Below are 16,630 nucleotides of genomic sequence, written 5' to 3' on the forward strand. Positions count from 1 at the left end.
CCAATTAAGGTCACGAAAAAATAAAGTAATGACTATCCAGCTAAGACTAGTTTCTTTAGTTATAACGACTTTTTGCCTGAGCAATTTGTCGGCACAAGAAGTCAGGTTTCAAAAATCGTTAAGCGTTTCTTATGAGACGGGTCCGCTGCTGAGCAACGGTACTTATTGGGGAAACGAAATTAAAGATGCCGTTGATTTCAGAGCAATAGATTTTAAAATCGGCTGGCGAAAAATCTCAAATACCACTTTCAATTATATTTATAGATATCCTACTTTTGGTTTAGGTTTTAATTCGGCTTTAAAAAACTATCCGGAAATCGGAATGCCTCAGTCGATCTATGGATTTATGGAAATTCCTTTTTCGATCAAGGGATTAGACCGGAAAGTTCACTTTGGATACTTCACACAACTTGGTGTAGGATTTAATCTCAGGCCCTACGATTCCATCGCAAATCCCGCCAATCGTTACATCGGATCACGAGTGAATGGTTACATTAATTTAGGGTTGTTTTCATCGGTTAGGATTTCAAAGCGAACAGACTTTCAGGTTAGCTTTGGACTGAAGCATTTTTCAAATGGTGCAGCCAAAAAACCCAATGCAGGGATCAATCTTTTTCCGCTTAATCTTTCAATGAGAATGAAGCTGGGCGAAATAAATCCCACACCCTCTCATGTCCCCGTTCTTCCTGACAAGCATCTTAAGACCTTTTGGAACTTTGCTGTTTATACCGGAGTGAGAAATTATGAGATCGGTGATCCTGCCTATTTTAGAGGGGGGTTGGGAGTCAATTACCTGTTGGAGCCTGCTTATAAATATAGACTCGGCTTAGGTCTTGATTTATTTTGGGCTCAGGGTATGAATTTGAGATTTCCTGAAGGAAACTTCTCATTTAAAGACCGCACTTCACTTGCCGTTGTTGGTGCCTGGGAATGGCAGCTTACAGAGCGCTTGTTTGTACCGATTGGTTTGGGTGCATATTTATATCGAAATACCCTAAATCAGGAGATTACTTGGTTTTATCAGCGTGTAGGGGCTAGGTATCGCTTTTCTGATTCGATGTCGGTAGGTATGCAAATTAAGGCACATAAAGCCAAAGCGGATTTTTTTGAATTTACGATCGGTTATACTGTTCCGGGAAAAATGTGATTCAAAGTCTTGAAAACTTCTCCATTGATCACAAAATATTTTTATTTACCTGCGGATTCCGATAGCTTCCCATGTCAATTAAAACCCATTATGTTTAAACCCAAAGTACTTCTGGTATTTGTATTCTGTCTTCTTGGATTTTTAGGTCAATATTCTCAGGCTCAGTCTATACCATCTTCTCAAATTTATCATCAGCTTCTTCAGATTAAAGAGACTAAACGTGTCCTTTACATAGCGGCCCATCCTGATGATGAGAATACCCGATTGATTGCATATTTGGTAAACGGAGTGCATGCAGAAGTTGCCTACTTGAGCCTAACCCGTGGTGATGGGGGTCAAAATCTTATAGGAAAGGAATTGGGAATCGAACTGGGTCAAATCCGTACTCAGGAGCTGATCAAAGCGCGGGAAACTGATGGAGGAAGGCAATTCTTCACTAGAGCCATTGACTTTGGTTATAGTAAAAACCCGACCGAAACGCTTCAAAATTGGGAGAAAGAAAAGGTATTGGCAGACGTGGTTTGGGTCATCCGTAAGTTCCAGCCAGACATTATCATTACCCGATTCAATACTATTCCAGGTGTTACCCACGGACAGCATACCACTTCTGCGATTTTAGCAGAGGAAGCATTTCAACTTGCCGGAAAACCGGAGGTATTTCCAGACCAACTGCAATGGGTGAAGCCTTGGCAGCCTAAGCGGATTTTCTTTAATGCCTATAATTTTCGAGGAGATTTTGAGCCGGAAGAGGGTAAAAAATACCACGCGTTTGAAGTCGGAGGATACAATCCATTGCTGGGAAAAACCTATAACCAAATTGCTGCGGACAGCCGGACGATGCATAAATCTCAAGGGTTTGGAGCCACAGCAGGGATTGGCCTATCCAGAGATTTTATTGAGCAGGTCGATGGGGAAGATTATGTCAATGGGCCTTTCGATGGAGTAAATGACCGTTGGGAAAGTGTTTCAGGAGGTAAAGAAATCAGCACCAAATTGGATCGATTGATTTCTGAATTTGACTTTCTCGAGCCTGAAAAAAATATAACGGGACTTTTGGAGTTGAGAGCCGCTTTACTTGGACTTAACAGTCAAGAGATGTGGTTAAAGGAGAAAGTTGAAAAACTCGATCGAGCTATTTTTTATGGATTGGGTTTAGAATTTGAGTTTAATGTCAGAAAAGAAATTGGATTTCCCGGAGAGAAAATCAATGCAGAGTTCGTTATTAATAATCCTTCGGCAGTAGCAATTACTAATATCAACTTCAAGGTAGATAAACTTGATTTTCCCGGAAAGGCTGAGGAACTGAAAGATAATAGAACCCAGATTCTTCCTATTTCATTTACTATCCCGGCTGATGCGTCGTATTCTCAGCCTTATTGGTTGGAAAACTCCATTGAAGGGGCTTTATATGATGTGAAGGATCAAAGGAAGATTGGAATGCCTTTCAATGAGACAACGACTTCAGGAAACTTGCACTTTGAGATTGGAACGCAGAAGTTTTTCGCTGCAGTTCCTTTGAAATATAAGTTTAATGATCAGGTAGACGGGGAAGTAAAACAGCCTTTTACAATTGTGCCCGAGGTAGATCTGACAGTTTCAAAAGAAAACGTTTTTCTTGTTTCGGGTGCTGATCCGACTGTGACAGTGACTGTTAATTTTAGGGATCAATACCTAGAGGGAGAGCTTGATTTTGAAGGCATAGACACCACTCAATTCAGGATTCTGAGTATTGAGGATATGACACTTCAAAAACGCAGGGTATACAAAGTTGGATTTTTACCGAATGGAATTGGAAAAAAAACGATAATTGCCCGATTTACTACTCCAAATGGAAAAAGCTTTAACCAGCTTACCAAGTCGATTTCATACAAGCATATTCCCAACTTGACGTATTTTAGTCCAGCATCATTCAATCTGATCCAGGCTGACTGGAAATTGTCAGGTGACAAAATCGGATACATTCCAGGTGCTGGCGATGATGTCCCCGGAGTTTTGTCGGCCTTGGGTTTCAAGGTTACAATGATTGGACCCGAAGATTATTCAGTGGATTACCTGAGCCAGTTTAAAGCAATCATTGTAGGTATCAGGGCATTTAACACCAATCAAATCTTGGCTGCAAACCAGCAGAATATGATGGGTTATGTCAGATCAGGAGGCAATCTGATCGTGCAATACAATACCAGCTCGCCGCTTTTAACGAGCCAAATTGGACCCTATCCTTTTACTGTAGGAAGAGATCGGGTAGCTGTTCAGAACTCCCCCGTATTGGCAGATTGGAAAAGCCCGGTATTAGCTACACCGAATCAACTTAATGAAGAAGATTTTACCGGCTGGGTGCAGGAGCGTGGTCTTTATTTTGCAACTGCGATCGATCCAGCTTATCAAACACCACTTACGATGCAAGATCCCGATGAGCCTGCCAGTAATGGCTCTTTGATTGTGGCCAACTATGGAAATGGTACATTTGTCTACACTGGAATTTCGTTTTTCAGGCAATTGCCGGCTGGTGTACCCGGAGCTATCAAGTTATTCATCAACCTAATCGAGCAATAAAATGGGGGAAAAGCCGATTCGTTGGAAAACCATTTACCTTGGCCTGATGGTCAGTTTGATAGTGATGATCGCATTGTTTTACTGGTTAACAGTGGCCTACGCATGAGTACACTTGATTGGATAGTCCTGTTTGTTACTTTGCTTTCAATTGCTTCATATGGGGTCTATAAAACCCGGGGAAAGAAAAATCTAGACTCATACCTTCGAGGAAAAAATTCAAACTGGTGGGCTATAGGTCTCTCCATTATGGCCACACAGGCTTCCGCTATCACTTTCTTGAGTACTCCCGGCCAAGCTTACGAAGACGGAATGCGCTTTATCCAGTTTTATTTCGGATTGCCATTGGCGATGATCATTATCTCGGTCAGCTTTATCCCGATTTATTACAAGCTGAAAGTCTATACGGCCTATGAGTATCTCGAAAACCGCTTTGATCTTAAGACCAGAACGCTGACTGCTTTACTTTTTATCATTCAGCGAGGTTTGGCAGCAGGGATTACCATTTATGCTCCGGCGATAATCCTGTCAACTTTATTAGGCTGGAATTTGACTTTTACCAACATCTTTATTGGATGTCTGGTGATCGTGTACACGGTATCAGGTGGAACTGAGGCAGTCTCGATTACTCAAAAACAGCAAATGGCAGTGATGATGGGGGGGATGCTTCTTGCCGGAATTATCGTGATTCAGCTACTCCCGATTTCATTTCAGGAGGCACTGCAGGTAGCGGGTAAGATGGATAAACTCAATGTGGTGAGTTTTGAATTTGATTTTGCTGACCGATACAATATCTGGTCAGGCATGACAGCTGCGGTATTTCTCTTTTTGAGTTATTTCGGTACAGATCAAAGTCAGGTTCAGCGGTATTTGACCGGGCAGACCCTGACACAAAGCCGCATGGGACTGATCATGAATGGTTTTCTGAAGATTCCGATGCAGTTTGTGATACTTTTTATCGGAGTGATGGTTTTTGTTTTTTACCAGTTTATCCAGCCTCCCGTAATTTTCAACAAGGTTCAGACCGAGAAATTGAAGCAAAGCGATCTGGCACCTCAATTTGAAGAATTGGAAGGAAAATACTCAGCAAACTTCGAATCGGGGAAGTTAGCTTATCAGGAAATGCTTGGTGCCATTGATTCGGAAGACCAGAATAAAATTGACTTGATACAAAGTCAGATCAAAGAACTCAAAAGTGAGCAAAATGGAATCCGGGATGAAGTGAAATCCCTCATTGTGAAAAATGATCCATCTGCCGAAACACGGGATACGGATTACGTCTTCATGCGTTTTGTGATGGATTACCTTCCCAAGGGAATTGTGGGTTTACTATTTGCCGTCATTTTTTCCGCGGCGATGTCTTCGTCCTCCTCAGAGCTCAATGCGCTTGGGTCAACGAGCACGATAGATTTGTACAAAAGATCAGTTAAAAAAGATGCGAGTGATGAACATTACGTTATTTCATCCAAGGTTTTTACAGCATTTTGGGGATTGGGTGCGATTCTCTTTGCTACATATGCCTCACTCTTTGAAAATCTAATTCAGGCTGTGAACCTCTTGGGATCGCTTTTCTATGGCACTATTCTGGGGATTTTTATAGTAGGCTTTTTTGTGAAGTGGGTGAAGGGGAGAGCCGTTTTTATTGCAGCCTTACTTTCGCAGGCTTTGATTTTGCTGATTCACTTCAGAAACGGAACAGGTATTTTAGGCATTCATTGGGATATCGGATTTTTGTGGTACAATGCTGTTGGTTGCTTGGCAGTGATGTTGTTTGGATTGATTTTGCAGCCGATTGTCAGTAAAAAAGTCAGAATTTGATGGATTAGACCAAAGTCCCATATCACTAGAGCGTTGGGCATATTCATTTTGATCCCAGAATTTCTGACAACAAAAAAAGGTCTTCAAAATTTATTTGAAGACCTTTTTTTAAATGAATCAGATCATTACTTAATCGACTTTATCAGTCTTTGATTCAGGGCGATATAGTCCGGATTTTTAGCTTCTTCTGCCATTGCTCTGGATTTGTTTGCAGACTGTAGGGCTTCAGTTTTCATTCCCAAAGCAACTTCAATTTTCGCTCTCAGGTGTACTGTCCAATATTTTGGATCCATGTCTGTAGAAGTTTTGACCCAAGCATATGCCTGATTCAGGTCTTTTGAATTGGTGAAATAATAACTGCCCGCTTGAAATAAAAGGCCGGGATCAGTAGTTTGAGTATCGATCACCAGTTTTTGAATATCAGCCATGACAATCGGATCCACATCAGTTTGAATCTTAAAATCTACTCTGGCATACTCCCACTTCATGGATACCACCGCACTGTTGTCTGTGAAGTTGTTGAATGCGATTTCAAATGTTTCGTACTTCTTGCTGGTTTTCGAAGGTTCTACGTTGAATCGCAGTTGGTCCTCTGCGGGCTTGTACCCAATCGCTCCCCAAAGTTTTGTGTTTTTGCTGAAGATGATTGTCCAGTCATTTTTTCCCGGAATAGCGTATAGCGCATAAGACCCTGCGGGCACAAGCTGGCCACCGATAGTCACATCGGTTGAAAATGAGAAAACTGTAGCTGCATTGGCACCCGTTCTCCATACTTCACCATAGGGTACAAGTTCTCCAAATATTTTCCGGCCTTTGGTACTTGGTCTGCTGTAGTCAACAGTCACATCCGTCAATCCAACCCTTTGAATGATTTTTGCACTTGGACTGGCCTGAGGCATTTGAATTTGCTGGCCAAAGCTGAGGAAGCTTACCATTGACAAAATCAAAAAGCCAACATTAAATTTCTTGTTCATGTTCTTAGATTTTTTTGTTTGGACACGCAATCACTACTCTTTTCAGAAGGTTCAAATCAAGTTGCAATTTCATGGTATTTTTTTCTTTTGCGAAAATCGGGCTAGCTTTTTTGATTAGTGGACTTTGAACCGCATCTGAACTTGGTATTTTTGTGTCTGCAACCCAAAAGCACCTAAAATGAGTTTAGCCATTATCAGCCCGGGACGAGATCCGAAAGTATGGATTGACGCCCTCAAATTTCATCAGCCTGAAATCGACATTCAGGTCTTTCCGGATATCCAACGACCGGAGGCTGTAGAAATGGCTTTACTGTGGCAGCATCCTCCGGGATACCTCAGCATACTTCCTAATTTGAAACTAATCAGCTCCCTTGGGGCTGGAGTAGATCATATTCTAAGCGACCCTGCTGTGCCTGAGTCGATGCCTATCGTGAGGATTGTAGACGAAAAATTGACTTGGTCGATGACAAACTATGTGATCATGGGAGTCCTCAATTTTCACCGTCAACTAGTTCGATATCAAGCCGATCAAAAGCGTAAAGTTTGGGACATGAGCAATCCTGAAATTCCTGTGAAAGTGGGGGTTATGGGGGTAGGAGCCCTGGGAGGCGATGTTTTGGACAAATTGAATTATTTGGGATTTTCGGTTTCTGGATTTGGTTTTTCGGAGAAAGAGGAGTTTCCTTATCCTTATTTTTCCAAAGAAAAACTTGAAGATTTTCTAAATGAAATAAATGTATTGGTGTGTCTGCTTCCTTTGACTCCGGATACTGAAAGTATTCTGAACTTGGATTTTTTTAAAAAATGCAAACCCGGCACATACCTCATCAATGTAGCAAGGGGAAAGCACTTAGTTGAGGAGGACTTAATTCCTGCTTTGGAAAAAGGATTCCTTTCTGGCGCACTTTTGGATGTCTATCGAACTGAACCTCTTCCTGTTAATCATCCCTTCTGGGAAGATGGTCGTATTCAAATTACCCCGCATATTGCAAGTGTCACCAACCCTCAGGCAGCCAGTCCTCAGATTATTGAGAATTTTAAAAGATTGAAGATGAACCAGCCATTACATAATCTCGTAAACCGCGACAGAGGATATTAATTTTTAGACCATGGAAAAAAAATTTAAAATTCTTTGCCCTACAGACTTTTCGGAATGCTCTCTGAATGCCATTGAATATGCAGCACGTCTTGGCGAAAAATTCAACGCAATCTTGGTGCTTTTTCATGTTCTCAACAGAGAAGACTACCAAAAACTCTCGCCCATGGATACGGATGGGAAGTACCAACTGGAGTTTATTCAGGAAAAACTTAAAAACCTCCAAAAGGCAGTAATGGAGGAGAGTCTCATGAATGGTTTGAAAGACTGTGAGATTGCAATTCGGGAAGGTAAAATTGTAAACGGAGCATTGGATTTTGCAAAAGAGATCAATGCTGATTTGATAGTAGCCGGTACCGAGGGAATGAATGAGCTTAGGACTAATATTATCGGGAGCCGGGCGAGTCGAATGGTCGAACAGTCAGATCGTGATATCATCATCGTCCCCAGAAAGGTGTTCTTCAAAATACCGAGGAAGTTTGTCTATGCCTCAGACTACCTCGAAGAAGATAAATTGGCCATCCAAAAAGTGGTCGAAATGGCAAGTTTTTTCGATTCGGAAATTGACTTGGTCCACATATCTTCCAGCCAAAAGGCCATTGATAAATCCCTCCACATGACGATGGTTGATGAAATTCGGCCCTTTGTCCGATATGAAAAAATAAATTATGTACTTAAAGCCTACCGGGATGATCTTGGTTTGGGTTTGGAGAATTACCTGCAAGTAGCAAAGGGCGACATGCTGGTGACTTTGAGCAAGAAAAAGAGCTTTTTCGATCAGATTTTCACAAAAAATCTATCGAAAAAAATGTCCTATTTTCTGAATAAACCGCTTTGGGTGATTAAATCTTTCTAAAGTTTTTTTCCGGAGAAAAATCGTTTTATAAATAACCCAAACTCTTTTCGGGTTTCATAATCCCCGAAAACTCCCTTTAGTGTTTTCCAGAAATGCTTAGAACTCACCTCACTTGTGGAATTGGTCTGACTGAAATCCGGCATTTTAGGACTAGGCCTCTTAGATTCAGCTTTCCCGACGGGAGGTAAAGAATTGGTTGCCTGCGACTTGCATCCAATCAAGTCATCTGCTTTTTCAAAGCTTTTCTTGGCGCGGGCAATGCTTCCCATCTTTTCTTCGATCAGCCCTCTGTTATTGTAGGCGATGGCATCCTCAGGATCAAGTTCGATGGCCTTGCCGTAATCTTCAATTGCTCCGTTAAAATCACCCAATCGATCTTTCAAAAATGCTCTGCTACTGTAGCGATAGGGGTTTTTTGGGTCAAGATTGGCAGCACGATCCAGTTCATTTAGCGCTTCTTCATTTCGTCCCAATAAATGAAGTACAACTCCACGGTCACTGATGTAATCGGTATTGTACGGTTCATTGGATACCAGCAAGTCAAAATCCGCCAGTGCCAAATCTCCTTTACCCATTCGGGTTAAAATTCGCCCTCGGTATAGGTGAAGCTCAGCCTGACCGGTTTGAACTGAAATCAATTCATCAAAGCATAGTAATGCTTCCTCAAATTTTCCCTCTTTGTATAATGCCAATCCCTTTTCGAAGCTCATTTTTTTTTCTTTACATAGAAATACAAAGTTAAGTCCCGAATAGTTTACAGAAGAATATTTTCCTTGGATTTGCCAGCCTTTACTTTCGCATGTTATCTTTAAAGCCTCTAGTTTTTCCAATCCATGGCCCATTCACCCGACGCAGTACTTAAAGATCTGAAAGCTAAAAAGTTTGCTCCAATTTACTTCTTAGAAGGAGATGAACCCTATTTTATCGACCTGATTACGGATTACATTGAAAAGCATGCAATTGCTGAGCACGAAAAAGGGTTCAATCAATTGGTGATGTACGGGAAGGATTCTCAAGTCAATGTGATTCTGAGCAATGCCCGGAAATTTCCGATGATGGCAGATCGTCAAGTGGTAATCGTGAAGGAGGCGCAGAGTATTCCGGATTTGGGAAAAGAGGATGCCCAAAAGCTTCTCTTAAGCTATATCAATAATCCTTTGCCAAGTACCATTCTGGTTTTTGCACATAAGCATAAAAAGCTGGACGGACGGGGATCGTTGAAAAAGGAGTTGGATAAAAAAACTGTTTTCGTCAATTCCGAGAAAGTCAAAGACTGGAAATTGACAGAATGGGTGGAAAATTATATCAAAGAACTGGGGTATCAGATTGATGTTAAAGCAGCCCAACTTTTAGCCGATTCAATTGGCAATAATTTGGAGGTAATATCCAATGAGGTAGGGAAAATGCTGATCAATTTTTCGGAGCCCACCAAATTGACCACCGAACACATTTCCAAATACATCGGTATCAATAAAGATTACAATAATTTTGAATTGTCGAAAGCCATCGGGTATCGGGATGTGATCAAGGCAAATCAGATCATTCATTATTTCATTCAAAACCCTAAAGCTCACCCTGTAATTCCGATTTTTTCGCTACTCTACAATTACTTCAGTAAAATCGCCCTGGTTCATCGCGCCGGGCCGATGCCCGAGAATCAGCTGGCAGGACTGATCGGTGTACATCCCTATGGGGTGAAAGAATACTTAGCAGTATCCAGAAACTATAAATTGGGCAAGGTAATTGAGGTGTTCGGATTCATCAAAGAGGCAGATCTTCGTTTCAAAGGAGTAGACTCCGGAAGCATGGACGAGGGTGAAATCCTTCGCGAATTGGTATACAAGATTTTGCACTGAAATACCCTCAACCATCTATGAAAAACTACCTGGTGCTGCTTGCAGGACTACTGATAAGTGCGGATGCTTTTTCACAGTCTACCCTCTATCAGACGAGCTCCCAACAAGCCTTGGATTATCATTTGGAACTATTTGATAAGCAGCTTTTTTCTGCCTCCCTATACGACAACAGTCGGCTGCTAAATCAAAACCTTAACGGAGAACAACAAAAATCAGCAGAGCTTCACCGTGCCATGTCGGCCCTCGAAATCGAAAGTCCCGACGGCCCCGGATTGATGAAATCCTACATCCTGGATAATGGAAATCATCCCAGTGTCACAACCGCTGGATTGTATCTTGGCGATCATTTTTTCTACAAAAAGAATTACAGGGAAGCGATAGAGGGGTATAATTTGGTGAATGCAAATAGCCTGAATGAGGCCAACAAAGCTGACGTGCTATTTAAACAGGGATACTCTTATTTTCAATTAAAAAATTATGGTGCTGCTGCCCCGTTTTTTGATCAGGCAAAAGTACTCAATAAGCCGATCAGTGCAGATGCTTATTACTATAGCGGCTTCATTGCAGTAGAAAATGGAAACAATGCCAAAGCTATAGCAGATCTCGAGGCAGCGGGCAAATCGTCCTTCTATGCGACTAAAGTCCCTTATTTATTGACTGCACTTTATTACCGGCAAGGCAATTACGATCAGGCGATCCGTTATGCCGAACCCTTATTAGCTTCTGGTCAAAATCTCGATCGAAAGGAGACCATCAATCTCTATTTGGCCGAAGCCTATTATGCAAAACGGGATTTTGCCAATGCTTCCAAGAATTACGATGCCTTTATCAATGCTAAAAAAGGGGTTCTTTCCCGTGAAGAAATTTATAAAGCCGGGATTTCTTTTTTTGAAATCAAAAATTATCAGCGGGCGACTGATTATCTGAAAGTATCCGCTTCGTCCACAGATGAAATCGGCCAATCTTCAAGCTATTACCTCGGTCATGCATACCTGAAATTGGGCAACTACCAATTCGCAACCACAAGCTTTCAGGCCGCCTCCAAATCCAGCTTCAACAAGCAGATTCAGGAAGAGTCGCTTTTCAACTTTGCGAAAACAAACCTACAAAGAGGCACATTTTCAACGGCGATTTCCGCTTTGGATGAATATCTGGAAACTTACCCTTCGGGAAAGAACAGGGCTGAAGCCGAAACTTTGCTTTCTGAGGCCTTGATCAATTCCAGCGATTACCTGCGGGCAATCGAGCAAATGGATCGTATCCAGAATAAATCCCCAAGAATCCAATCTGCTTACCAAAAAGTGGCCTATTATCAGGCGATGGTCTATTACAGAGATCAGAAGTATAAGCAAGCCTTGGCATTGTTGGATAAGTCTCAGTCTTTCCCTGTAGACCGGGATTTGCTTTTAGAGACCCATTTCTGGAAAGGCGAAATCAATGCTGCGGATGGAAATCTTCCTCAAGCCATTCGTTCTTATGAAGCGCTGAGAGCAAGCAATCCAGCGTCGGCTCATCCTTATTTGATCAAGACTCACTATGGATTGGGCTATGCCTATTTCAATTCCCAAAACTATCCAAAAGCTGAGGAGCAGTTTAGAATATATACTGAAAAGCTAAGAGGAAACTCGGATAAACAGTACTACGATGATGCGCTGCTTAGATTAGGTGATAGCTATTATGTGCAGAAAAAGTTTGCTGATGCTTCAGCTACTTTTCAGCGTGCAATCACGGAATCCAATTCAGGAATGGATTATGCGTATTACCGACTTGCAGTAGTACAGAATTTTCAGTCTCAAAACAATCAGGCTCTTTCCAATTTGGATCGACTTATCTCCGGTTTTTCGAGCAGTTTGTACATAGAAGATGCCCTGTTTCTTAGAGGGCAGATTTATCTCGAAGAGGTCAGATACAGTGAGGCTTCACGGGCGTTTACGGAACTGATCACAGGTCGCCCGAATTCCCCTTTCATTCCTTACGCATTGGAAAGTAGGGCAGTAGCCAACTTTTCCACTCAGAATTATGATCAGACCATCGCAGATTACAAGGCAATTTTAGATAATCATCCCAATGCCGCGAATGCAGAAAATGCACTGAAAGGCTTGCAGGAAACTTTGGCTTTACAGGGAAGGTCTGCAGAGTTTGGAGATTATCTGGCGCGCTACAAAGGCACCAATCCGGGAACCGGAAATGTGCAGTCTCTTGAATTTGAAGCAGCCAAAAGTCTTTATTTCGACAAGAATTATACGCAGGCCGCAAGAGCATTTGAGAATTACCTGAAAAGTTATCCCAAGTCAGGGCAGCGTGCCGATGCACTTTATTTTGCAGGAGACTCCTACATGCAGGCAGGTGATCAGGAAAGAGGACTGGGCTTTTTTAGGCAATTGGAAAAGGAACCATCCTCCCCGCAGCGTGTGCGGGCGATGCAAAAAATAGGGGTAATCGAACTGGAAAGGGGGAATTACGCCGCGGCTATTCCTTACCTGGAAACAGCCGCCCAAAATGCCCGAAGCAAAGTCGAAGAGGCTGAGGCTGTGCAGGGGTTAATGATCGCCAACTTTGCCACCCGAAAATATCAGCAGTCGATTACCTACGCTGAAAGGTTGATGTCCCTGGATGGAATCATCCCGGAATCAACACCGAAAGCCTTGCTGACTAAAGCAAAAGCGCAGCGTGAAATGAATCAGAAAGCGCAAGCAGAAGTGACTTTGCAAAATTTGGTAAACAATCATAAGACCATTCAGGGTGCTGAAGGACTGTATTTACTTGCCCTTTCATTTCAGGAACGCTCTGATTTTGTCAAATCGAATGACAGCATTTTTGACTTCTCCAGTCCGTTTGCGGATTACGATTATTGGTATGGAAAAATGTTCCTTTTGCTCGCAGACAATTATCAAAAAACAGGAGAGGACTTTCAGGCTAAGGCTACCCTGGAATCCATCGTGCAGCGATCGACCAATGCTGAAATCAAAGCTGAAGCCCAAGCTAAACTTAGAAGCCTGAACTAAACCATGAAAAAACTACCTGTAATTCTATTCTTTGCCGGTGCAATTTCCTTGGGGAATTCAATGGCTCTAGCCCAAAATAAAAAAGGTGGTGCTGTGCAGGATCAGGAATTCGTTATCCGTAAGGATCGGGTCTTGACGGTACCAACTCAACCAAGATCCTTTGAGCGTCTTCCTGTATTGCCTCAACCAAAAGGTATCGCGGAGTTTAATTATACGGTGACTCCATTCTTTCTGAACTTGCCGGCTTTGAATCTGCAGCCTACTGCCTTGGAAAAAAATTTTCGTCTGCCAAATCGGGAATTATATAACGGATTCATCCGTGCCGGTTACGGTAATTTTGCATCTCCGCTGTTGGAAGGCAGGTATATGTCGACTACTGCTGACCCTTTTAATTATGCGATAAAATTCAAGCATCAGAGCTTCGGCAAGGGGCCTGTCGCTGCTGAACAAAGTTCGGAATCCCATACGGTTTTTGGAGCCGATGGAAGTTACTTCATGGATGCGGTAGAAGTCTTTGGCGGTTTGAATTGGGGACAGGATAAGTATTCCTTTTATGGAGTGAATCCCATTCTTTTTGAAAATCCCGATATTCCTTTTGAAACAAACAATAATGTTCTGAACAATTTTCAGTTTAGGGCTGGAATCCGTGATATCGAAAAAACGGGGACAATTTCGTATGAAGGCCAACTGAGCTTCAGAAACTTCAAAGACAGCTACGCTGCCAAAGAAAATGAACTTGGATTGCAGGCGGGCATCAAATTCAGAACAGATTCTGATTGGTCCGGGAAAGTGGATTTGAATTATTTCCATACCAATCCCAATGATGTTAACTATCAGGAGAAGCGGAACTATTTTTCCATCCGACCACGGATTTCTTACAATTACGAGGCTTTTCAATTCACAGCAGGTCTGAATTTGGTTTCTGAAAATGACCCGATGCCTGAAAAATCAAGTGATTTTAGAATATTCCCGGTGCTCAAGGCCAGTTATCAATTCGCAGATGAATTTGGTTTCTATGGGGAATTCTCCGGTGATGTACAGCGGAATACCTATTTCAGCTTTGTCAATGAAAACCCTTTCTTGGGGCCAAGCGAGCAGTTGCTGAATACGATTAACAATTATAAGGTTGAAGGTGGGATAGAAGGGCAATTTCAAGAGGCATTTCACTATCGCGCCGGCATAAATGTAAGCAGATTTAACAACCTTCATTTCTTCACCAATTCTTTTGCAGATTCTTCACGATTTGAGATTGTGTACGACGACAAGTCTACCGTCTTCAATATCAATGCGGAATTGGGATTCAAGATTTCCGAAGTTTATTCGCTTGGTAGCCGATTGGATGTGTATCAGTATGATTTGAATACCCAGCCCGCAGCTTGGCATAGACCATTATGGGAAGTACGAGTGAATAATCAATTTACTCCCTTTGACAAATTACTTGTTCAGGCCAATGTGAACTTTATGGGAGGACTAAAAGCAAGGGGTAATACTGTTATAGAAACCAACCCGCCAAGGGTCGAAGTAGTAAACCTTAAAACCATCGCAGATTTGCAGCTCAAAGCAGATTTCAAGATCTCAAATCGCCTCTCGATTTTTGCCGAAGGCAACAATATCCTGAACGGTAAAAACACCCGTTGGCTGAATTATCCGGTTCGGGGTATTCAACTGATTGGTGGCGCAAGTTTCAAATTCTGATTTACTTTGGCTATCGGTTGGGCTTTCGCCTCATTTGGTTTAGTTTCGTAGCCTCCCTCCAAGATTATGGCAGCAAAAGATTCAGAAACAAAACAGTGGACCGATCCCAAGGATTATGGGCTTCCATTTGTGGAAATCAGCCCGATACAGGCTAAGTCAATTCTGGTAGAAAAGGAAATTATACCACCTGATCCTGTTCAGGAAGTGATTCAATCTGTAGAGCCGGTGGCTTTAGTTACTTCTGATGAAGAAACCATTCCTAAGCCTGTTGAGCTTATTCAAAAAGCAGAAACTCCACAGGAGCCAGATCAGGCCTTACCAAAAGAAGCGAAAAAGCCTTCAATTTCCATCCAAACTGCTAGTACCAACAAACCTAAAGAGGAAAATAAATCTTCAGCTTGGAATTGGGCAGTAGTCTTCATCGGCGTTGGAATTATAGCTGTGATCGTTTGGCAACTATTAGCTCAAATGAATCCGGGGGCAACAGAAACTAAATCAACTGACACGGCAAATTCTATTGTAGAAAAATCATCCGAACCCCAATCTATTGCTCCCGAATCTACCGTAGCAGAACAAAATCAATCAGCTGTAAATCAAGATTCTATAGCGAATCCAACTAATTCAAATCCTAATATTTCTAAACCAGCAGAATCTGGTACAACTATTGCCAATATAGCATCAGGGAATTTGATCCGAATCGATTCCAAAGCCGAACGTCCACAGTATTTCATCATTGTGGGTAGCTTGCCAAATGAGAAGCTAGCCGTCCAAGAAGCGAGTCAATATTTTGGAAGAACTTCTGAAATTTATTTGATAAGCCCTTATGATGGTGGCAGTAATTATCGCCTGGGTCTTTCCAGATTTGGAAGCTTTAGGACAGCAGCTGAAGAACTGGAACGGGTCAAATCTCAATACACCGAAGAATTGTGGATTTTGAAATATTAATATGTTGCTCCAAACCCTCTCTACAGACAGTTTATCCAATTTAAATGAATTGGTACCAGGTACCACTAAACAAAGCATCGGTCTCCTTGATCTTTTGATCAAAGGGGGATACATGATGATTCCCTTGTACATACTACTTGTACTTGCAATCTTCATTTTCTTCGAGAAACTCATCACTCTAAAGAAAGCCTCCAAAACTTCCAACCATCTGATGGACCAGGTAAAGATCTTGGTACAAAGTGGTCAGACCGAAAAAGCAAGAATGCTTTGTTCCGGTGAAAACACTCCCGTTGCAAATATGATCGCAAAGGGGATTGAACGGATCGGCTCACCTTTGAAAAATATCGAAGTTTCCATCGAGAACGTTGGTAAAATAGAGATTTACAAGTTGGAGAAAAACCTGGGTCTTTTGGCTACAGTTTCCGGTGCAGCCCCAATGATCGGTTTTTTGGGAACGGTAACGGGGATGATTCAAGCCTTTATTGCAATTGCCCAAGAAGAAGGAATGGTTTCACCCAAACTTCTTTCGATGGGAATCTACGAGGCAATGATTACCACTGCTGCAGGATTGGTAGTGGGGATTGTGGCTTACCTAGGTTACAACTACTTGGTGACACAGGTTTCCAAGTTGGTTCATAACATGGAATACACCTCAGTCGAATTTATTGACCTCCTTCAGGATAAATAA

12 protein-coding genes are annotated in these 16,630 nt (G+C 42.1%); 10 read left to right on the forward strand and 2 right to left on the reverse strand.

Translation table 11 applies throughout. The features are described from left to right. The first annotated feature begins 28 nt into the window (after positions 1–28). The 3 genes from BLQ81_RS14975 to BLQ81_RS14985 all read left to right on the forward strand — a co-directional run bounded on the left by BLQ81_RS14975 (position 29) and on the right by BLQ81_RS14985 (position 5,515). Positions 29–1,147 carry an acyloxyacyl hydrolase gene (locus BLQ81_RS14975; protein WP_092731427.1) on the forward strand — a complete coding sequence of 373 codons (1,119 nt, stop codon included), beginning with the start codon at positions 29–31 and terminating at the stop codon, positions 1,145–1,147. Positions 1,148–1,237: 90 nt separating this feature from the next. Further along, positions 1,238–3,700 carry a PIG-L family deacetylase gene (locus BLQ81_RS14980; RefSeq protein ID WP_092731429.1) on the forward strand — a complete coding sequence of 821 codons (2,463 nt, stop codon included), beginning with the start codon at positions 1,238–1,240 and terminating at the stop codon, positions 3,698–3,700. 102 nt (positions 3,701–3,802) lie between these two features. After that, complete coding sequence (locus BLQ81_RS14985) at positions 3,803–5,515, forward strand: sodium:solute symporter (protein ID WP_092731431.1); 1,713 nt, start codon at positions 3,803–3,805, stop codon at positions 5,513–5,515. Positions 5,516–5,640: 125 nt separating this feature from the next. Here the strand turns inward: BLQ81_RS14985 and BLQ81_RS14990 are convergent, their stop codons facing one another. Beyond that, entirely contained in the window at positions 5,641–6,489 is an 849-nt protein-coding gene (locus BLQ81_RS14990) for a DUF2911 domain-containing protein (protein ID WP_092731433.1), read from the reverse strand. 178 nt (positions 6,490–6,667) lie between these two features. Between BLQ81_RS14990 and BLQ81_RS14995 the strand changes: the two genes are divergently transcribed. Beyond that, positions 6,668–7,588, forward strand: coding sequence for a 2-hydroxyacid dehydrogenase (locus BLQ81_RS14995; RefSeq protein WP_092731435.1), 921 nt, complete (start codon positions 6,668–6,670; stop codon positions 7,586–7,588). A 10-nt stretch (positions 7,589–7,598) separates the two neighbouring features. Next, complete coding sequence (locus BLQ81_RS15000) at positions 7,599–8,441, forward strand: universal stress protein (protein ID WP_092731437.1); 843 nt, start codon at positions 7,599–7,601, stop codon at positions 8,439–8,441. On the opposite strand, the gene BLQ81_RS15005 is transcribed toward BLQ81_RS15000, so the two are convergent. Continuing rightward, positions 8,438–9,151 (reverse strand): tetratricopeptide repeat protein, encoded by a 714-nt coding sequence (locus BLQ81_RS15005; RefSeq protein WP_092731545.1) that lies wholly within the window; start codon positions 9,149–9,151, stop codon positions 8,438–8,440. The two genes, BLQ81_RS15000 and BLQ81_RS15005, sit on opposite strands and share 4 nt — an antisense overlap. Positions 9,152–9,274: 123 nt before the next feature. Here BLQ81_RS15005 and holA point away from each other — a divergent pair, with 123 nt between their 5' ends. The 5 genes from holA to BLQ81_RS15030 all read left to right on the forward strand — a co-directional run bounded on the left by holA (position 9,275) and on the right by BLQ81_RS15030 (position 16,630). Continuing rightward, positions 9,275–10,297, forward strand: a complete 1,023-nt coding sequence (gene holA / locus BLQ81_RS15010; protein ID WP_092731439.1) for a DNA polymerase III subunit delta — start codon at positions 9,275–9,277, stop codon at positions 10,295–10,297. A gap of 17 nt (positions 10,298–10,314) precedes the next feature. Further along, complete coding sequence (locus tag BLQ81_RS15015; protein ID WP_092731441.1) at positions 10,315–13,302, forward strand: tetratricopeptide repeat protein; 2,988 nt, start codon at positions 10,315–10,317, stop codon at positions 13,300–13,302. A 3-nt stretch (positions 13,303–13,305) separates the two neighbouring features. Beyond that, a complete protein-coding gene (locus BLQ81_RS15020; protein ID WP_092731443.1) occupies positions 13,306–14,997 on the forward strand; it encodes a TonB-dependent receptor in 1,692 nt (563 codons plus the stop codon). Between the two features lie 204 nt (positions 14,998–15,201). Further along, a complete protein-coding gene (locus BLQ81_RS15025; protein ID WP_139183644.1) occupies positions 15,202–15,942 on the forward strand; it encodes a hypothetical protein in 741 nt (246 codons plus the stop codon). Position 15,943: 1 nt separating this feature from the next. After that, on the forward strand, positions 15,944–16,630 hold the full coding sequence (locus BLQ81_RS15030) for a MotA/TolQ/ExbB proton channel family protein (protein ID WP_092731447.1): 687 nt from the start codon (positions 15,944–15,946) through the stop codon (positions 16,628–16,630).

It is taken from the genome of Algoriphagus alkaliphilus (assembly GCF_900103735.1).
Classification (GTDB): Bacteria; Bacteroidota; Bacteroidia; order Cytophagales; family Cyclobacteriaceae; genus Algoriphagus; species Algoriphagus alkaliphilus.